The sequence below is a fragment of the Streptomyces sp. NPDC003077 genome, from assembly GCF_040611095.1.
Taxonomy (GTDB): Bacteria; Actinomycetota; Actinomycetes; order Streptomycetales; family Streptomycetaceae; genus Streptomyces.
The window spans coordinates 121,794-140,823 of the sequence record NZ_JBEXNM010000006.1 but is presented as its reverse complement, the minus strand read 5'-3'; the positions used below and the strand labels follow the sequence as shown (position 1 = coordinate 140,823).

General features: G+C 71.6%; 11 protein-coding genes, 1 tRNA gene and 1 pseudogene. 10 read left to right on the top strand and 3 right to left on the bottom strand.

The annotated features are described in order from the left end of the window. Positions 1-553 precede the first annotated feature (553 nt). From ABZX96_RS06795 to ABZX96_RS06785, 3 genes are all read left to right on the top strand, one after another. Positions 554-1,810: a DNA polymerase III subunit delta' gene (locus tag ABZX96_RS06795; RefSeq protein WP_355539140.1), complete on the top strand. Its 1,257-nt coding sequence runs from the start codon at positions 554-556 to the stop codon at positions 1,808-1,810. Between the two features lie 169 nt (positions 1,811-1,979). Continuing rightward, positions 1,980-3,590 carry an alpha/beta hydrolase gene (locus ABZX96_RS06790; RefSeq protein ID WP_355538989.1) on the top strand — a complete coding sequence of 537 codons (1,611 nt, stop codon included), beginning with the start codon at positions 1,980-1,982 and terminating at the stop codon, positions 3,588-3,590. A gap of 61 nt (positions 3,591-3,651) precedes the next feature. Then, positions 3,652-3,725: transfer RNA gene (locus ABZX96_RS06785), tRNA-Thr, on the top strand. 46 nt (positions 3,726-3,771) lie between these two features. Here ABZX96_RS06785 and ABZX96_RS06780 read toward each other — a convergent pair. Then, positions 3,772-4,817 (bottom strand): annotated as a pseudogene (locus tag ABZX96_RS06780) (tyrosine-type recombinase/integrase); the annotation flags it as partial. Between the two features lie 123 nt (positions 4,818-4,940). Further along, complete coding sequence (locus ABZX96_RS06775) at positions 4,941-5,870, bottom strand: alpha/beta hydrolase (RefSeq protein ID WP_355538986.1); 930 nt, start codon at positions 5,868-5,870, stop codon at positions 4,941-4,943. Between the two features lie 201 nt (positions 5,871-6,071). Here ABZX96_RS06775 and ABZX96_RS06770 point away from each other — a divergent pair, with 201 nt between their 5' ends. From ABZX96_RS06770 to ABZX96_RS06740, 7 genes are all read left to right on the top strand, one after another. After that, a complete protein-coding gene (locus ABZX96_RS06770) occupies positions 6,072-6,482 on the top strand; it encodes a MerR family transcriptional regulator (RefSeq protein WP_355538983.1) in 411 nt (136 codons plus the stop codon). A gap of 172 nt (positions 6,483-6,654) precedes the next feature. After that, the gene (locus ABZX96_RS06765) at positions 6,655-7,794 is read left to right on the top strand and encodes a serine hydrolase domain-containing protein (RefSeq protein WP_355538980.1); all 1,140 of its coding nucleotides are present in this window, start codon (positions 6,655-6,657) and stop codon (positions 7,792-7,794) included. 437 nt (positions 7,795-8,231) lie between these two features. After that, entirely contained in the window at positions 8,232-9,218 is a 987-nt protein-coding gene (locus tag ABZX96_RS06760; protein ID WP_355538977.1) for a hypothetical protein, read from the top strand. 352 nt (positions 9,219-9,570) lie between these two features. Beyond that, positions 9,571-11,097, top strand: a complete 1,527-nt coding sequence (locus tag ABZX96_RS06755) for a UvrD-helicase domain-containing protein (protein WP_355538974.1) — start codon at positions 9,571-9,573, stop codon at positions 11,095-11,097. Positions 11,098-11,246: 149 nt separating this feature from the next. After that, positions 11,247-12,140 carry a phosphorothioated DNA-binding restriction endonuclease gene (locus ABZX96_RS06750; RefSeq protein WP_355538971.1) on the top strand — a complete coding sequence of 298 codons (894 nt, stop codon included), beginning with the start codon at positions 11,247-11,249 and terminating at the stop codon, positions 12,138-12,140. 511 nt (positions 12,141-12,651) lie between these two features. Then, positions 12,652-14,094: an NADP-dependent phosphogluconate dehydrogenase gene (gene gndA, locus ABZX96_RS06745; protein WP_355538968.1), complete on the top strand. Its 1,443-nt coding sequence runs from the start codon at positions 12,652-12,654 to the stop codon at positions 14,092-14,094. A 438-nt stretch (positions 14,095-14,532) separates the two neighbouring features. Then, complete coding sequence (locus tag ABZX96_RS06740) at positions 14,533-16,767, top strand: hypothetical protein (RefSeq protein WP_355538965.1); 2,235 nt, start codon at positions 14,533-14,535, stop codon at positions 16,765-16,767. A gap of 59 nt (positions 16,768-16,826) precedes the next feature. On the opposite strand, the gene ABZX96_RS06735 is transcribed toward ABZX96_RS06740, so the two are convergent. After that, positions 16,827-18,857 carry a hypothetical protein gene (locus ABZX96_RS06735; protein WP_355538962.1) on the bottom strand — a complete coding sequence of 677 codons (2,031 nt, stop codon included), beginning with the start codon at positions 18,855-18,857 and terminating at the stop codon, positions 16,827-16,829. Positions 18,858-19,030: the final 173 nt, after the last annotated feature.

The following is a 19,030-nucleotide window of genomic DNA, read 5'->3' as shown; positions in this document are numbered from 1 at the left end:
CCCTGTCGGTCGTCGTCGGGCGCGGACGCGGACGAGTCCGGACGGGGGCGTGGGCGGCGGGGCAAGCGGGTCGCGTTCCGGGCTGGGGCGGTGTCGTACCGGGCGGTTCCTGGGGCCGTGGCGCGGCGGCTCCGCCGGACGGTGGGGAAGGAGCCCGGCAGCGGCCTGACGCGGCGTGGCCCGGTGCCGGATCGCCGGGTATACCCGGGCGTCTCCGGGCGGGGATGCGGACGAGTCCTGACGGCTGACGACCGGCCACCGGGACTGATCCCGGGGCTCGGGCGGCGCCTTACCGGGCGGCTCCCGGGCGGCGGGGGACGAGCCTGCCGGCGGCCTGACGCGGGCGTGGGCCCGGCATCCGCCCGCCCCGGGCCGATCCGACGCCACCGTCCCACCCGTACACTCGCCCGGTCCCTTCCCTTCCCCCCTCCCTCCCCTTCCCCGCCTCCACGTGCGCGCGCCGTGATTGTCAGTGCCGTGCACCACAATGGAATCCGTCCAGCAACCAACCCAGCGGAACACCACGAAACAGAACGAGGAACGGCGGTCGGCGATGGCGGTGTGGGACGACCTGGTCGGTCAGGATCGGTTGGCGGAGCAGCTCGCCGCCGCCGCGCGGGACGCGGACGCGCTGGTCACCGCGGAGGCCGCGGCAGAACCGGCGGGCACCGCCACACCCGTGGACGAGGGCGCCGAGGGCGGCCCTGCCTCGTCCACGTCCAAGATGACGCACGCCTGGCTGTTCACGGGGCCGCCCGGTTCCGGCCGGGCCGCCGCCGCCCGTGCCTTCGCCGCCGCGCTGCAGTGCGTCAGCCCGGATCGCGCGCTCGGTGGCGCCCCGGGGTGCGGTTTCTGCGACGGCTGTCATACGAGCCTGGTGGGCACGCACGCCGACGTGGAGGTGGTCCGTACGGACCTGCTCTCCATCGGCGTGAAGGAGACCCGTGACCTGGTGCGCCGGGCGTCGCTGTCACCCGCGGGCGGTCGCTGGCAGGTCATCGTCCTGGAGGACGCCGACCGGCTCACCGAGGGCGCCGGCAACGTCCTCCTGAAGGCCGTCGAGGAGCCCGCCCCCCGGACGGTGTGGCTGCTGTGCGCGCCCTCCATCGAGGACGTCCTCCCCACGATCCGTTCCCGCTGCCGGCACGTCACCCTCCGCACGCCGCCGGTCGGCGCGGTCGCCGATCTCCTCGTCCGCAGGGACGGCGTCGAGCCCGCCGCCGCCCAGGCAGCCGCCCGCGCCACCCAGGGGCACATCGACCGGGCCCGCCGCCTGGCCACCGACGAGCGGGCGCGGGCCCGCCGCGCCGCCGTGCTGCGGCTGCCCACCCGCGTCGACGACCTCGGCGGCTGCCTCAAGGCCGCCCAGGAGCTGATCGACGCCGCGACCGAGGACGCCAAGCAGGTCGCGGAAGAGGTCGACGCCAAGGAGACCGAGGAGCTGCGCGCCGCCCTCGGCGCCGCGGCGGGCACCGGCGGTCGGCTCCCGCGCGGCACCGCCGGCGCCATGAAGGAACTCCAGGACAAGCAGAAGCGCCGCTCCACCCGCACCCAGCGGGACAGCCTGGACCTCGCCCTCGTCGACCTCACCGGCTTCTACCGCGACGTGCTGGCCCTCCAGCTGGGCTCGTCGGTCGCCCTGGCCAACGACGAGGTGCGCGACAGCCTGCAACGGGTCGCGGCCTCCTCCACCCCCGAGCGCACGCTGCGCCGCATAGAAGCGGTCATCGCCTGCCGCCGGGCCCTGGATCGCAACGTGGCCCCGCTCCTGGCGGTCGAGGCGATGACCGCGGCCCTCCGCGCGGGCTGACCGGACACACGCGGTCCCGCCACGCGGCCCTGCCACAGGACCACGCCAGGCGCCGCGTCCGGCACCCCGCACCGCCCGGCGCCGCGTCCGGCGTCCCGCACCCCGCACCCCGCACCACCGCCGTCCTCCCACCGCCGCCGCACCAGGGACCGACCGAGGGGACCTCCCGATGGACACCATCCGCCTGCGCCGCGCCACCGGCGGCGCTCTCCTGGCCGCCACCCTGTTCCTCTCCGGTTGCTCGTCCGGCGGCTCCGACCCCTCGCCTCCCTCGTCCCGCCCGACCGCCCCCACCGGTAGCGCCCCCACCGGCACCGCCCCCGCACGCGAGGCCACCGCCGCCCTCCTCAAGCCGCTGCCCACGGCCGTCCCCGCCGCCCTGCGCCCGTACTACGACCAGAAGCTCACCTGGCGCCCCTGTGACACCGCGCCCACCTTCGAGTGCGCCACCCTGAAGGCACCCCTGGACTACGCCGCGCCCGACGCGGCCACGGACCTGAAGCTCGCCGTGTCCCGGAAGAAGGCCACCGGCCCGGGCGCCCGGATCGGAGCCCTGATGGTCAATCCGGGCGGCCCCGGCAGCTCGGCGATCGATTACCTCCAGCAGTACGCCCCAGAGCCCGCCCCCGTCCGGGCGCGGTACGACATGGTCGCCATGGACCCGCGCGGCGTGGGCCGCAGCGCGCCGATCGCCTGTCTCCCCGACCGTGAGATGGACGCGTACACGCAGACCGACCAGACCCCCGACACCCCGGCCGAAGTCACCCGCCTCACCGCCGCCTACCGCGACTTCGCCCGCGCCTGCCGGGCCCGCTCGGGCGCCCGCCTCGGCCACGTCTCCACCATCGAGGCCGCCCGCGACATGGACGTGCTGCGCGCCGTCCTGGGCGACCGGAAGCTGACCTACGTGGGCGCGTCGTACGGCACCCTCCTGGGCGCGACATACGCCGGCCTGTACCCGTCCCGCGTCGGCCGGCTCGTCCTGGACGGCGCCATGGACCCGTCCCTGAACGCCCGCACGATCAACCGCGAGCAGACCGCCGGCTTCGAGACCGCCTTCACCGCCTTCGCCACCGACTGCGCCAAGCGGCCCGACTGCCCCCTCGGCACCGGCCGCCCCGAAACCGTCGGCAAGCGCCTGAGCGCCTTCTTCGCCGACCTCGACCGGCACCCGGTCGCCACCGGCACCACCCGCCGCCTCACCGAATCCCTCGCCACCACCGGCGTGATCGCCGCGATGTACGACGAGAACTCCTGGCCCCTCCTGCGCGAGGCGCTCGCCCGCACTCAGAAGGGCGACGGCAGCGGCCTGCTGGCCCTGGCCGACAGCTACTACGAACGCGATCCGGACGGCACCTACGCCAACCAGACCGCCGCCAACCCCGCCGTGAACTGCCTCGACCTCCCCGCCGCCTTCTCCGGCCCGGATGAGGTCCGGGCCGCCCTCCCCTCCTTCCGGGCCGCCTCCCCGGTCTTCGGCGAAGGCTTCGCCTGGTCCGCCGCGAACTGCGCGTCCTGGCCGGTCAAGCCCACCGGCACACCGCACCGCATCAAGGCCGAGGGCGCCGCCCCGATCCTCGTCGTCGGCACCACCCGCGACCCCGCCACCCCCTACCGCTGGGCCCAGGGCCTGGCCTCCCAGCTCTCCTCCGGCACCCTCCTCACCTACGAGGGCGACGGCCACACCGCCTACGGCCGCGGCAGCGACTGCGTCGACACCGCCATCAACACCTACCTCCTGGAAGGCACCCCACCCCCCGCCCACAAGCAGTGCACCTGACCAGCCCTCGAACCCGTTTCGGACCACCCCCACCAGGTGTGTAGACTGGGCCGCGCAACACGCCGCCTTAGCTCAGTCGGCCAGAGCGACGCACTCGTAATGCGTAGGTCAAGGGTTCGATTCCCTTAGGCGGCTCAGATGAAGGCCCAGGTCACACACCGTGTGACCTGGGCCTTTGCGTTCAGCGGATGCGGCGACGGCGCTGCGCGCGGGCCGCACGGGTGTCGGTGGTCCCACTTCTGGTCTCAGTGGGGCCCGGAATCGGGGCCGACGGAGGCGACGGCGGCGGTACGAAGAACTCGCCCATGCGCCGCATGGCGTCCTTCGACAGGTGGGACCTGCCCTTGACGTATCGCCGGGTCTGGCTGATCTGCGTGTGCCGCAGAATCTCCATGGTGGTGGGCATGTCGACGCCCAACTCGTTCAGGATCGTCCCGGCGGTGTGGCGGCTCCCGTCGTACAGGCGGCGGTCGTCGATCCCGGCCTCCTTGAGCAGTTCCTTGAACTCCTCATAGTCGGCGCGCGGGTCAAGCGGCCGGCCGTCGGGCCGCGAGAACACCACGTCGTGCTCCTGCCACAGCTCCCCGGCGGCTTCCCGCGCCGCTTTCTGTCGCGCCTTGTGGTCGTGCAGGAAGGGAACGAAGACGGGTGGGATCGGCACGGCGTTCCGGCTCTTCTTGGTCTTGGGCCGGGTGAAGGTAAGCCCGCCCTCTTTGCGCTCCGGGCAGGCGCTCGCGCGCTTGGTGCACGTCTTGCCGTATGGCTCCGGGCAGCCGCGCTTGTAGCTCTTGTGCTTCGTACAGTCCGGCGGACACGGCTCGAAGCGGTGCAGGCGCGCCCCACAGGCGTGCGGGTCGGCGCAGCCATGCCGCCATGTGAGGCGTTGAAGCTGCCACTCGGGGTGGAACAGCTCGGCTTTCAGGCCGACGTACGACCAGCGCAGCCCGAGCGTCTCGCCCTGCCGGAACCCCATGCCGACACCGACGATCCACCGCATAAAGGTGGGGCCTTCGCCGCGGCTTCGAGGAAGGCTTGGGCTTCCTCCTTGGTGAAGGGGTTGGCCTCGGTCTCGTCGATGCTCGGCGGGTCGACGAGTGCGGCGACGTTCTCTCCGACGATGCGGCGGCGGTGAGCGATTCTCAGGGCGCGGGACAGGATGCGGTGAACCTTCACGACGTGCGAGGGGGCGGGACCGGCGTCGAGCATGGCCCGGTACATCCGCTCCAGGACTCGTGATGACCGAGGTGGCGATCGAACGCCCGCAGCACCCGGAGCCCTGGAGGCCGAGGATCATTCCACGGGGTGGGACAGGCGGAGCCGAGAGGCCGGGATGCGTGGCGGGGTGCCGGCTCAGCGTGCTCGCTCGTACTCCCGGGTGATGAAGGAGACGGCGTTGTCGAGGGCCTCGTCGGACTCGGCCATGTGACCGGCCAGCAGGTGCCAGACGTGGAACATGTGAGGCCATACCTCAAGGGTGGTACGCACGCGCTGTTCGGCGAGCCGGTCGGCGAGCGTGATGCCGCCGCTGAGCATCACCTCGTTCTCCCCCATCTGGATCAGGGTCGGAGCCAGGCCGCGCACGTCGGCGAAGATGGGGGAGGCGTCCGGATCGGTCGGCAACGCATCGCCCAGGAAGGTACGGGCGAGCGATTCCAGGAAGTCCACGCCGCATATCGGGTCGGTGTGGGCGCGGCTGCGTGCCGAGGGACCGGAGTGCGTCAGGTCGGCCCAGGGCGAGATGGCCACGCCTGCCACGGGCAGCGGCAGGCCCGCGGCGCGTGCCTTGCGCATGATGGTGATCACCATCGCGCCACCGGCGGAGTCGCCCGAGATCGCGATCTTCTCGGGAGCGGTCCCCGCCGCGAGGAGCGCCCGGTAGGCGGTGAACACGTCCTCGATGGGGGTGGGGAAAGGATGCTCGGGTGCCTGGCGGTAGTCGGGCACGTAGACCCGGGCCCGCAGGCGCTTGGCGTAGTGGCCGGTCAGTCCGACGTAGGCCTCGACCGCCCCGTGTACGTAGCCTCCGCCGTGGATGTAGAGCAGGGTCCGGTCATCGGTCACTTCCTCCGGCACCACCAGCATGGTCGGCACGCCGTCGAGCTCGGTCTGCTCGAAGGTCACGCCGTGCGGTGCCGGGAGGGCGGCGGCGAGCTGTTTGCCGTAGGACTCCCGCACCTCCGCCCAGCTGAGGTCGCCTTCCCCCGCAAGCGCAGGAGCGATGCCGCCGGCCGCCTGTATCCAACGTCCCAGCAGTGCTGTGGCCTCTGGTGTCAAGTTCATGGTGCTCATGTCTTTCGTCGATGTCGCTGATTGCGCGGCGCCGGTGTGCCACACGGATGAGATGCATGTCCTGGGGTGGTCGTCACCGAAACGGTTCCGGTGGGCCTCGCCAACGGCGTCAGTGTCCATCCCTGACACTGATGTCAAGGTCAAACCGTGCAGGTCACGGCCTTCTGGAAACCGTCTCCTAAGATCGAGGACATGCTCATCGGAGAGGCGGCGCAGCGCACGGGAACGACTCCGCGACTGCTGCGGTACTACGAACAGCAGGGCTTGATCGTGTCCGGTCGCTCCGAGAACGGCTACCGGGAGTACGACGAAAATTCCCTGGGGCGGATTGTGCAGATCCGAGACCTTCTGCAAGCCGGTCTGCCGACCCGCCTGATCCAGCAGATCCTGCCGTGCATCTCCACCCCGCAAAGCAGCATCCGCTTCTCCGGTCTGACACCGGAGATGGTCGCACTCCTGGAAACCGAGCAGGCTCGCCTGACGACACGCATCGACTGCCTGACCCGCAACAGGGACGCGATCGCCGACTACCTCGCCGCCCTGCGCGAGACGAACGAGCAGCAGGAACACGCACCGGGTCCCACCGAAGACGACAGCGCCTGAAAGCGCCGTGACCTGCACCGCTTGACCTTCACACCAGTGTCAGCCTCGGACACTGACGGCTTCGGCCATCCACACCGGAGCCGCATCTGCGGCGTAGCCCCACAGGGCATGAGTCCCGCCCGTGGGGCACACCGGGGCCGCGGCCGGCGACATCGACGAAGGACAGCGCGCCATGACCACACTGCACGGAACGTTCGAGCCCCGCTTCGCGGGCCTGCGGGAGACACTGCGGCAGAACCTCGCATCCGGTGAGGAGATCGGCGTCTCGCTGGTCGTGGACATCGACGGTGAGCGCATCGTGGACCTGTGGGGCGGGCACCGCGACGTCGCCCGCACCGCCGCCTGGGAGGAGGACACCCTCACCAACGTGTGGTCGATCACGAAGACCGTCACCAGTCTCGCTGCGCTCATGCTGGTGGACCGGGGCGAACTCGACGTATACGCGCCGGTGGCCCGGTACTGGCCCGAGTTCGCCGCAGGCGGCAAGCGGGGCGTGGAAGTCCGCCATCTGCTATCCCATACCTCCGGCGTCTCCGGGCTCGAACAGCCGGCGAGCGTGGAGGACCTGTACGACACGCCCGGGGCGGCGGCCCGGATGGCCGCGCAAACCCCGTGGTGGAAGCCGGGCACGGCCTCCGGCTACCACGTGATGAACTACGGGCACCTCATCGGGGAACTCGTGCACAGGATCACCGGCCGGTCCCTGCGGCAGTTCGTCGCCGAGGAGATCGCCCGCCCCCTGGGAGCGGACTTCCAGATAGGCGCAGCCGAAGCGGACTGGACGCGGGTCGCGGACATCGTGCCGCCGCCCCCGCTGCCGTTCGATCCGGCCGCCCACAAGACAGCCAGTCCCGCCTACAAGACCCTGACGGGCCCGGCGGTGGCGGCGGCAACCGCGAACACCCCGGCCTGGCGGGCCGCGGACATCGGTGCGGCGAACGGCCACGGCAACGCCCGATCCGTCGCCCGCATCCTGTCCGCGCTCGCCCGCGGCGGCCAGGTCGACGGCATCCGGCTGCTCGGCGAGAAGACGATCGACCTCATCTTCGACGTGCAGGCGGACGGCGTCGACCTCGTCAACGGCCTGCCGTCTCGCTGGGGCATCGGCTTCGCATTGCCGAAGAAGGGCACCCTGTCCTGGATCCCGGACGGCAGGATCGCGTTCTGGGGTGGCTGGGGCGGCTCGATGATCATCGCGGATCTCGACCGGCGCATGACCATCTCCTACGTCATGAACAAGATGGGACCGGGCATCCTAGGCTCCGACCGCAGCGCCGCCTACGTCCGAACCGTCTACGACCAGCTGCCCTGAGCGGCCTTGCTCTCGTTTGGTCCCGGCCTGGGCTTTCGCCTTGTCCCCCCGCCGCCCTGAGGGTCTTCGCGGCTTGCGAGCCGTCTTTCCGTCTCAGCTTCACGTTGTTCGCGTTGGGACGAACCGGCTTGGCCGCAGCCTCGTCAGGGCTCTCGCCGATACGCGGGCAGGCCCTCAGGGCTTGAGGACTTGAGCGAACGTCGCCTGCCGGCGGGCAGGGCCCACCCGATGCCGCCCGCGTCACGCGGTCCCGGCGTGCACCGAACGGGCCCGGTGGGGCCGCCGGAGGGGCCGCCGGAGGGGCCCAGATTATCTGAATACAAGAATTTCTTCACACGATTGGGTGACCCGGTTGGCGCGGGGTCATTGGATCTTCCCTGGTCCCCATACTCGGTCGCGGATGACCTGTGGAGATTGGGGCACGAATCATGCCAGATGTGTTCGACCACATCGAATGGAATGTTCGGAAGGCGTTCGGGAAGTCGCCGGTTTGCGTGCATGTGGGAGATGTCAAGGAGTGCGACATCAAGCGGCATCCCACTTATCCGAAGTTCCGCGCCGAGGCGATATCGGCGGGCGTCCGATCGGCTCCGACCTCACGTCTGTGGGAGTCCCTGATCGCCATGGGAAGGCTGTGCGACCTGGACGACGACAGCACATGGCGGTTGGTCATACTCGACTGCATCGTCCCGTGCTTCCGTTTGCTGTCCACGAGAATCGCCCGCGATTTCCGAGTCGAGCGTGAGGAGATTCGGTCGGCCATGGTGGCAACGGCATTGGAGGTATGGGCCGACACTGCCGTGGGGGTCCCACCGCGCCACGTCAGGGACCGCATGGTGAAGGCGGCCTTCGAGGTTGCGTTCCGGTATGGGAGCGCCAACTCGTCGGAGTACTCGATGGACGATATCGAGATCTTCGTCCGGCCGGAGATATCCACCCCGAGTTCCCCGCTGAGGGCAACGTCGATCATCGATATGAGCGGTATCCGTGACACAGGTGTCGCGGAACAGATCAGGGGTGAGCGACTCGGGGCGCTTCTCCAAGGTCATGGGTGTTTCGACGCCGTGCGGGGCTTCCATGACGAACTCCGCTCCGGTCGTCGTTCAGGATCGGTCAGTCAGGCGGTGAGGGCCACGAGGCTTGGCCGTTCCCGGATTTCCGATCCGAACCTCTACTACTACGCCTCAGACCTCTACCCTCCGTTCATCGGGCTACGAGAAGCCGCGGGCGTGATGGGAATCGCTGAATCTGCCGCACACCGGCTCATCAGAGCCGGGCAGTTTCCTTTCCCCGTGGCGAGGGCGGGGCGGAGTTACAAGGTGTCCGTCAAGGCTCTTATGCACTTCAAGGATATTCCGGATGCCATCGTCCATGTCGAGGACATCGAGAATGGTGCCCTTCATGCGAACGGTGGTGTGCGGTGAATCGTGCTGTCGCCAGCCGGGCGTCTTGTGCCCCGGCTTGTGCCAGCCGGGCGTCTTGCGCCCCGGCCTGTGTAGGCCGGGCGTCTTGTGACCCGCTTGTGTTGGCCGGTCGGGATCGCGGACACCATGCTCGCGGCCCGGGCCCCAGCCGGACCATCGGGATGTCGCCCTGTGGCTCCCACCCCCACCGGGTTGCGGGACCCGTCGCGACCGTGTGACCGCAGAAACCGCCCCGCTACCAGAAGGCGCGGCGTTTTTATGACGGCGTTTTTATGATCGCCGGACGCGTCTCCTCCCCGTGTGTCACCGTGCGAGGACGCTGCGAAGCAGCACTCACCCTTTGAGGAGCACGATGCCCGCACCCACCCCTGAGCAGAGCGCGGCCGTCGACGTCTTCCGGCGTGGGGACCACATGGTCCTGCAAGCCGGGGCGGGGACCGGGAAGACGACGACGCTGGCGATGCTCGCGGCCAGTACGTCGAAGCCCGGCCGGTACATCGCGTTCAACAAGTCGATCGCGAACGAAGCCGCCGGCAAGTTCCCTGGCAATGTGCGGTGCAAGACCGCGCACGCGCTGGCCTTCGCCGCCGTGGGTCACAAGTACGCGTCCCGGATGAACGCGCCCCGTGTGCCCGGCTGGAAGACGGGCGCTTCGCTGGGGATCGGCATCAACATGAGAGTGCGGATCGGTGCGCGCAACGTCACCAACAAGGCGCTCTCCTACACGGTGCTGCGGACCGTCACCCGCTTCTGCCAGTCCGCGGACCGCGCCATCGAACGGCACCACGTTCCCCGCCTGCGCGGCGTCGAGGCCGCGGACCCGCACGCACAGCTCGTGGACATCGTCCTGCCCTACGCGATCAAGGCATGGGACGACCTCCAGAACCCGCAGGAAGGCGTCGTCCGCTTCGATCACGATCACTACCTGAAGATCTGGGCACTGACCGAGCCGAGGATCGAGGCGGAATTCCTGTTGCTGGACGAGGCCCAGGACACCAACCCGGTGGTCGAGCAGATCTTCAACGCCCAGCGGGGACACTGCCAGTTGGTGATGGTCGGTGACTCCGCGCAGGCCATCTACGGCTGGCGCGGGGCGCGGGACGTGATGAGTGATTTCGACGGGACGCGGCTGGCCCTGTCCCAGTCCTTCCGCTTCGGCAGCGCGCTGGCCGAGGAAGCCAACCGATGGTTGCACATCGTCGACTCCCCGATCCGTCTGACCGGCACCCCGGCCATCCACACCCGGCTCGAACGCCTCGCGCGACCGCACGCGGTCCTGTGCCGGACCAACGTCGGCGCCATGCTCGAAGTCATGCGCCAGCTGGCGGCCGGCCGTCGCGTCGCACTGGTCGGCGGTGGTGACGCACTGCGGGCCCTGGCCCGTGCCGCCCGTGACCTGAAGGCCGGGAAACGCAGCACCCACCCTGAGCTGATTCTGTTCGAGACCTGGGGCGAACTGCAGGAGTACGCCGAGTACGACCCGTCCGGGCGGGATCTGCTGCCCTTGGTCGACCTGGTGGACGAGCACGGCGTGGAGGTCATCCTGCAAGCGGTGGACCGGCTCGCGGCCGAGGAGGGGGCCGAGATCGTCGTCTCCACCGCCCACAAGTCCAAGGGCCGCGAGTGGGCCTCCGTGCGGGTCGGTGAGGACTTCGAGGAACCGGTGGACCAGGAGGAGACGGACAAGGACGGAAACCCGCTGCCCGGCGACATCGACGACGCCGAGGCGCGCCTCGCCTACGTCGCCGTCACCCGTGCCCGGCACAGCCTTGACCTGGGAGGGCTGTCCTGGATCAACCAGCATCCGGACGGCAATCCTCAGCGCCGGGGACGCGAATCGTCCTCAGGGTGGGACACGTTGGGGCCCGACCCGCACTGAATGGGTGGCCGGTGGATCGAAAGCGTCGCCCCTCGCGACGACCTGCGGCCCGGTGACGGCCGACCAGGCTTCCGCTGACGGCGACCGTGCCCCGCACACAGCGCGGGCCCGAGACGACGTTCGACGCAGCCCCACTACGATCACCGGTCATGGACTGGCTCGAACGCACCGCCAAGTTGCGGCAGTGGAGCAGGAGCGGGACGCGCGCCCCGCACAAGCCGCTGCTGTTCCTGTACGCCCTCGGCCGGTTCCAGCAGGACGCCGATGGTGAGCTGCGGTACACCGCGGTCGAGGAGGACCTGAAGCAACTGCTCGCCGAGTACGGTCCGCCCAACAAGACGACGCCCGCCTACCCCTTCCACCACCTGGTCAGCGACGAGGTGTGGGAGGTACGCACGGACCGTGGAGCGGGCAGCCCCGGCAGCGGGGTGCGGGAACTGCGGGAGACGGGGGCCGTGGGGCGGCTGGTGCCGGAGCTGCGGGCGGCGCTTCGGCGGGAGCCCTCGCTGCTCGAACGGATGGCGCGGGTGCTGCTGGACATGAACTTCCCGCCCTCCCTCCACGGCGAGCTGTGCGAGGCCGTCGGCCTGGAACTGGAGCCGGGGCGGAGCGAACGGCTCCCGGCCGGGCGACGGCAGCGGGACCGGCGGATGCGTGAGCTGGTGCTGACGGCTTACGAGTACCGGTGCGCCTTCTGCGGCTACGACGGGCGGATCGGCGCGGTGCCGGTCGGTCTGGAGGCCGCGCACGTGCGGTGGTGGGCCTTCGACGGCCCGGACGAGATCGAGAACGGGCTGTGCCTGTGCTCGCTGCACCACAAGCTGTTCGACAAAGGTGTTCTCGGGATCGGCGAGGGCCACCGCATTCTGGTTTCGCAACGGTTCGTCGGGCACAGCGAGACCGCGCGCGACAACGTCACAGCGCTCGCGGATCGTCCTCTCATCGGCCCTCAGCCCGGTGTCCGTCCGATAGCGGCGGCCTATCGTTCGTGGCACAGGCGGCAGGTCTTCCACGGGAGTCCGCGTTCGGCCGCCCCCGTCTGAGCGATGGGGTCTCGTGGCTTCCCGGTCTTGGGGAGCTCGTGCCGGACTCGTACGAGAATCGATACGCGACCTCGCAAGGGCCGCGATCGGAGGCATTGCCGGCGTTCGTCCGGGCCGGCGGAGCCGGCGATGTCACGGCCGCCGCGGTTGTCGGTGATTGTCATGGTCGCCGCAATGTCGGGCGTTGGTGACCGCGAGCCTTCTTTGTATGCCCTCACGGAAAGGCGCACGGAGGTGCGGGCCTGGTCGCGGGGAAAGCGGCGAAAGTGATCCACAGCACGCCGCGCGGGTGGAATGACGCGCCGCGGGGGAGACGTTGGGGCTGGCAAGCACGCGGGTGCGGTGACGGGCGGGGCCAAGTCGGCGCCGTGCGAGGCACCGTGGCGCTCACGGCGGTGACGGGGAAGGGTGGGAGGGCCGCAGGGCGCCGACGCGGGAACGCGTCCGCAACGTGCCCAGCACGTCAGCGCGTTTGAACGTATCTCGCCACGTACGAAGGAGCACGCACGCAATGTCTGCCTCAGCGCACATCGGAGTCACCGGCCTGGCCGTGATGGGCCGCAACCTGGCGCGGAACTTCGCGCGCAACGGATACACGGTGGCCGTCCACAACCGCACCGCGGCCAAGGCCCACGCTTTGGTGGAGGAGTTCGGTGGCGAGGGCGAGTTCGTGGTCGCGGAGAGCGCGCGGGAGCTCGTCGCCGCGCTGGAGCGGCCCCGGAGGCTCGTCATCATGGTGAAGGCCGGGGAGCCGACGGACGCGGTGATCGAGGAGTTCGCGCCGCTGCTGGAGCCCGGGGACGTCCTCGTGGACGGCGGCAACGCGCACTTCGCCGACACCCGGCGGCGCGAGGCGGCGCTGCGGGAGAAGGGCATCCACTTCGTCGGGGCCGGTGTCTCCGGTGGCGAGGAGGGCGCGCTGCACGGGCCGAGCATCATGCCGGGCGGGTCCGCGGAGGCGTACGCGGCGCTGCGGCCGTTGCTGGAGTCCGTGGCGGCCAAGGCGCCGGACGGCACGCCGACGGTGACGCACGTCGGGGCGGACGGGGCCGGCCACTTCGTCAAGATGGTGCACAACGGCATCGAGTACGCCGACATGCAGTTGATCGGTGAGGCGTACGACCTGCTGCGGAAGGTCGCGGGGTACGAGCCCGCGCAGATCGCGGAAACGTTCCGGGGCTGGAACGAGGGGCGCCTGGAGTCGTACCTGATCGAGATCACGGCGGAGGTGCTGGGTCACACGGACGCGGACACCGGCAAGCCGTTCGTCGACGTGGTCGCGGACCGGGCCGGGCAGAAGGGCACCGGCCGCTGGACCGTGCAGCTCGCCCTCGACCTGGGGATCCCCGTCTCCGGCATCGCGGAGGCCGTCTTCGCCCGCACCGTCTCCGGGCACACGGAGCTGCGCGCCGCCGCCCGCGAGCTGCCCGGCCCGACGGCGCATGAGCTGCACCCGGACGACGCGGCCCGGTTCGCCGAGCAGGTGGAGCAGGCGCTGTACGCGTCGAAGGTGGTCGCCTACGCGCAGGGCTGGCACATGATCCAGCGGGCCAGCGAGGAGTACGGCTGGAACGTGGACCTGGGCGCGGTGGCCGCCATCTGGCGCGCCGGTTCGATCGTGCGGGCCTCCTTCCTGGACCGGATCACCGCCGCGTACGCCAAGGACCCGCAGCTCGTGGGCCTGCTCGCGGACGAGCGGTTCGCCCAGGAGGTCGGGGCCGCGCAGAACGCCTGGCGGCAGGTCGTGGCCACGGCCGCGCAGGCCGGTGTGCCCGCGCCCGGGTTCGGGGCGGCGCTCGCCTACTACGACGCGCTGCGCGCCGAGCGGCTGCCCGCCGCGCTCATCCAGGGCCAGCGCGACTTCTTCGGCGCCCACACCTACGAGCGGGTCGACCGCGAGGGCACCTTCCACACGCTGTGGGCGGGGGACCGGAGCGAGCGGGCCGAGGGCTGACGCGCGGGGCTGCCCGGCGGGTGGGGGATGGCTGACGGGCGGGAGACGTCTGACGGGGAGCTGTGCGGCTGACGGGTAGGAGTGGCCCGGATCGTGTGAGGGTGCGGTCCGGGCCTTCTCGCGTGTGGTGGTGTCGTCTCTTGGCCCGTCTCGTGGTGTTGTTTCGGGGTGGCGTTTTGTAGGGAGTGCCTCAGGGACCTGGTGGGACGAAGGATCCGCTGGGTGAAGGGCCTGGTGGGTGAAGGCTCCGGTGCGCATTGGGCCTGATGTGCATGGGGCCCGGTGCCAGGAGAGGCTCGTGGCGGCCGGCGGGAGGACGCGTGGCGGTGACGGGGACGAGGACGAAAGGGCGGGGCCGTGAACGGTGAGGGGTGGAGCGGGTCGCCCGTGGAGCCCTACGGGAGCAACCCGGTCGGGGCTCCGACGGGGAGGAACGAGGTGTCCGGAGGGTCTTTCGGGACGCTCGTCCAGGCCCAGCACGTGCACGGCGGCATCACCTTCCAGGTCGGCGCCCCAACCACCGGGGCGGGTGGGGACGGCCCGCCCGATCAAATTCCGCCGCTGACGGTTCGGTTCATCAACCGTGCGGCGGACCTGTCGCTGCTGGACGACTGGTTCGCGGAGTCGAAGTCGGAGCCGGAGTCGGAGGCAGAGGGGGAGTGGGAAGGGCGGGGCTCCGGGGCCGCGGTGCCGGTCGGGGTTGCTGTGCTCAGTGGGTTGCCGGGGGTCGGGAAGACCGCGACGGTCAAGCGGTGGGCGGCGCGGCGGCGCGAGCGGTTTCCCGACGGGCAGATCTTCGTCGACTTCGGGGAGCTGCGGGATCGGGTCGGCGGGGACGTGTCCGAGGCCGTCGGCATGTGCCTGCGCGCCCTGGGGGTGGGTGAGGCGTACCTGCCCGCCTCCCTCGCCGAGCGTGTCGCGCTGTTCCGTTCCCGGTCGGCCGGGCGCCGGCTGCTGGTCGTCCTCGACGACGCCGACCAGCCGGCCCAGGTCAGGGCCCTGGTGCCCAAGGGGCCGGGCAGCGTCCTGCTCGTCACCAGCAAGCACCGGCTCGACGAACTGGCGGCGCTGGACGGCGCCCGCGTACTGCCGCTGAGCCCCCTCGACCGGGACAGCGGGCTGCGCATCCTGGCGGACCGGTGCGGGGAACGGGCCGTCGCGGCGGAGCGCGCGTCCGCCGAGCGGCTGGTCGAACTGTGCGGCGGGCTGCCGGTGGCCCTGCACGTGGTGGCGGCGCGGCGGCTGACCGACCGGCGGCTGACGTTCGCCAAGCTGGCTGCGGAACTGGCCGACGAGACCGCCCGGCTCGCCGGGATGGCGTTACGAGGGGAGCACTCCATGTCCGCCGTTCTGGGGCCCGCGTACCGGGAGCTGCCGGAGGGTGCCGCCCGGCTGTACCGCCTGCTGGGCTGGCTGCCCGGGCGCACGTTCGACGTGGGGACGGCCGCGTCCGCCGCCGGGCTCGCCCCGGAGGCCGTCGGGCCGCTGCTGGACGCGCTGGAGGCCGCGAGCCTGCTCGACGTGGCGGAGGACGGGCGGTACCGCTTCCACGACCTCGTACGGCTGCACGCCCGGGAGCGCGCCGCCGCGGAGGAACCGGCCGACGCGCGGCACGCCCTGACGGAACGGGTGACCCGGCACTACCTCGCCCTCACCGCCTTCGCCGACCGCGCCGTGCGGCGGGACCGGTTGCGCGTCGCGGACCTGGACGAGGTGCTGCGCGGCGTCCCCGACCCGTTCGCGGCCGAGGGCGGGCCGGAGCCGCTGGCCTGGTTGGAGGCGGAGCGCGCCAACATCCTGGCCGTCCTGCGGGAGGCCGCGCGGCTGGGCCTCCACACGCCGGTGTGGCAGCTCGCGGAGGGGTTCACGGTGCTGTTCCTGCACCGGCGGCACCTGGCGGACTGGCAGGAGTCCCTGGAGCTGGGCGCCACCGCGGCGGCCGAGGCGGTGGTCCCGGCGGCGGAGGCGCGGCTGCGCAGCCTGCTGTCCCGGCCGCTGATGGACCTCGGCGCGTACGACCGGGCCCGTACGGAGTTGGAGAAGGCCGCCGCCTGCGCCGAGGTCTCGGGGCACACGGTGCTGAACGCCTCGGTGCAGGAGTTCACCGGCCGGTACTGGGACCGGTTCGACCCGTCCCGGGCCATGGGCGCCTACCGGCGGTCCATCGAGCTCAACGTCCAGGCGGGGGAGGGACGCGGCGCGGCCATCGCCGCGTACTTCCTGGGGTGCGCGCAGGACGCCGCGGGCGAGCACGGCCCGGCGCTGGCCACCCTGCGGCAGGCCCGGCGGGACCTGGAGGAGCGGGACGACCTGCGGATGGCGGCCCGGGTGCTGGCCGCCATCGGCGTCGTCCACGACCACCTGGGAGAGACGGACGAGGCCCGTCGGGCCCTGAGCGAGGCGGCACGTGCGCTCCGGGCTCAGAGGGCCAGCCATTACGAGGCCCAGGCACTGGTCCGGCTGGCCGATATCGGGGAGCGGTCCGGGGGTGCCGGGGGTGCCGGGTGTGCCGGAGAGGCTGGGGATGTCGGGGGCGCCGCGGCCGTTCGGGAGTACCTGACCAGGGCTTACGAGATCTACGAGGCCGGGGGGAGTCCGGAGGCTGAGGTGCTGAGGGAGCGGTTGCGGGGGATGGGGGAGGCGGAAGGAGACGGGGGAGACGGGGTGGCGTGAGGGGTTCTTTTTAAGGGGGTGTCTCGTCCGGGGCGGGGGTGGGGGCTCTGTCCGCTTGCTCAGGGGTGGTGCCCGGGGCGGTATGGATGTGCGGAGGTGGTGGGCGGGGCTGAGGGGCGCAGGCGGATCGCCATCTCTTCCTCGCGTAGACCGCCGATTCGTATCCGTACGAAGGTGTCGTGCGGGTTGGTCGTGCCGTGTGCGTCGGCTGTGCCGTGCGGATTGGCCGCACCGGCTGGGTTGGCCGGGCCGTCCGTGGCGCTCAAGGGCAGGCCCGCGCACAGGCAGGCGTGGATGACGGCGGCGGGCAGGCCGGGGTCGAGCGCGGGGCCGGTGGTGGTCGCCTCCATGGCCCGTCCATCGCGCAGGGCCACCAGGCAGCCGGCGCCGTCCAGGGCCGTGGCGGCGAGGTGGCTGCCGGGGAGCCGGTCCAAGGTGGCGCGTGCCCAGCGGAGCGCTTCGACGGGGGTCGGTGCGGGGGCGCGGCGGGTCAGGACGGTGGCGCTCTCGATGAGCCGTTGGTCGCGTTCCCCCTCGTCGCAGGCGAGGTGGTGGAACGTGCGGGGGGACTGATGGGGGTCCGCTGCCAGGGCTGGGGATGGGTGCGGGGGGCTGCTGGGTGCCGCGTCTTGGGAGAGGCTCGTCATGGCCTCGGGTCCGGTGCCTTCGGGACCGGTGTCCTCGGGGCCGGTGCCTTCGGGGCCGGTGCCTTCGGGGCCGGGGCCGGTTTCCTCGGGGCCGGGGCCGCTGCCGGTGACGGCTCGGTCGTCGGTACCGGCTCCACTGTCGGCGACGGACGCCGGATGGCGGCGGACGGTGATCACCCATTGGCCGTCCTCGGGGTGCGCGGAGGCGGTCACCTGCCAGGAGGTGACGGGTTCGGCCGGTGGCTCCGGTCGGGGCAGGGCCGGTAGGGGCGGCGGGCCGGTGGTCGGTTCGGGCAGCTCCAGCAGGCGGTAGACGGTGGTGCGCAGGCGGCTGAGGGCCTGGCCCGGTGCGGAGAAGGCGAGCTTGGCGATCTCCTCGTACCGGTCCGCGCCGTGCTCGCGGATCGCGGACTCGATCTGGCCGACCAGGTCCACGAGTGGATCGAGCCGGGGCGCGGCCTGGCCGAGGCGGGCGACCGCCGTCCCGGAGACCGCGTCCTCACCGAACGCGGCGAGCAGGACGGGTTTGCCCAGCGCGGCCCCGTACAGCGTCACGGACCCGTGGTCGCCGATCACCACATCGGCGGCGACGAGCGCGGGCCGCCACGCGTGCACCGTCGGCATCAGCAGCAGCCCCGCGTCCAGCGCGGCGGCCTGTGCCGTACGGACCTGCCAGGAACCGTGCCAGGACCAGACGTTGGGGTGCACGATGGCGGCCACCCGGTACTCGTCGTACGGCAGCGCCGCGAGCAGCCGGGCCGGTAGCTCCGGATCCCGGCCGAGCAGCGAGGTGGGGCCCCAGGTGGAGCTGAGGACGACCAGTCGGCGGCCGTCGGCGGCGCCCAGCGCGCGCCGGTAGGCGTCGGCGCGCGGGAGGCTGCGGGCGAGTTCGTCGAAGCAGGGATCTCCGACGAGCACGGTGCGGTCGGCGGTCGCCGGGTGCGCGGCCCGCAACTGTTCTTCCTGGTCGGGGTGGGATATGGCGAGCCAGGCGCGGCCGGAGGCCAGCAGCGCGTCCGGCACCATGCCGGACAGCCGGGTCCTGGGGGAGCGCGAGTCGGGCACCTGCTTCTGGAAGCCGATGCCGTGCGGCAGGACGAGGACGGGGCAGCGGCCCTCCGGGACGTCGACGTTCTCGCTGGCGGACAGGATGAGGTCCGGCTCCACGGCCCCCACGTCCGACCACGGCATGACCCGGCACCCGGAGTCGTACAGCAGGTCGAGGACGCCGTCGGAGAACGCCGAGGTGGGGTCGTGGGCGAAGACGACGGCGATCCGGCTGTCTCCTCGCAGCAAGGTGGGCAGCGTTTCGAGGACCCGCACCGTGGACGTGACCGTGCGCGCGGCGACGACCACCGTGCGCTCGCCGGGGAAGGTGCTCCAGCGGCGGGCGTCCCGGCCGAAGGGGAGGCGGTGGGGCGAGCCGATGCCGCTAGCGGTCATGGCTGCCCCGGATGGTTACGAGGTCAGGGCTGCGCAGCTCTCTCGGACGCACTGACCTTGCCACCCGCCACCCGCCAGCGGTTCGCGGTTCGCGGTTCGCGGTTCGCGGTTCGCGGTTCGCGGTTCGCGGTTCGCGGTTCGCGGTTCGCGGTTCGCGGTTCGCGGTTCGCGGT

Excerpts from the sequence above, each read along its gene's own strand:
- ABZX96_RS06795 (WP_355539140.1), top strand. The coding sequence starts at position 554 with ATGGCGGTGTGGGACGACCTGGTCGGTCAGGATCGGTTGGCGGAGCAG.
- ABZX96_RS06790 (WP_355538989.1), top strand. The coding sequence starts at position 1,980 with ATGGACACCATCCGCCTGCGCCGCGCCACCGGCGGCGCTCTCCTGGCC.
- ABZX96_RS06775 (WP_355538986.1), bottom strand. The coding sequence starts at position 5,870 with ATGAACTTGACACCAGAGGCCACAGCACTGCTGGGACGTTGGATACAG.
- ABZX96_RS06770 (WP_355538983.1), top strand. The coding sequence starts at position 6,072 with ATGCTCATCGGAGAGGCGGCGCAGCGCACGGGAACGACTCCGCGACTG.
- ABZX96_RS06765 (WP_355538980.1), top strand. The coding sequence starts at position 6,655 with ATGACCACACTGCACGGAACGTTCGAGCCCCGCTTCGCGGGCCTGCGG.
- ABZX96_RS06755 (WP_355538974.1), top strand. The coding sequence starts at position 9,571 with ATGCCCGCACCCACCCCTGAGCAGAGCGCGGCCGTCGACGTCTTCCGG.
- ABZX96_RS06750 (WP_355538971.1), top strand. The coding sequence starts at position 11,247 with ATGGACTGGCTCGAACGCACCGCCAAGTTGCGGCAGTGGAGCAGGAGC.
- gndA (WP_355538968.1), top strand. The coding sequence starts at position 12,652 with ATGTCTGCCTCAGCGCACATCGGAGTCACCGGCCTGGCCGTGATGGGC.
- ABZX96_RS06735 (WP_355538962.1), bottom strand. The coding sequence starts at position 18,857 with ATGACCGCTAGCGGCATCGGCTCGCCCCACCGCCTCCCCTTCGGCCGG.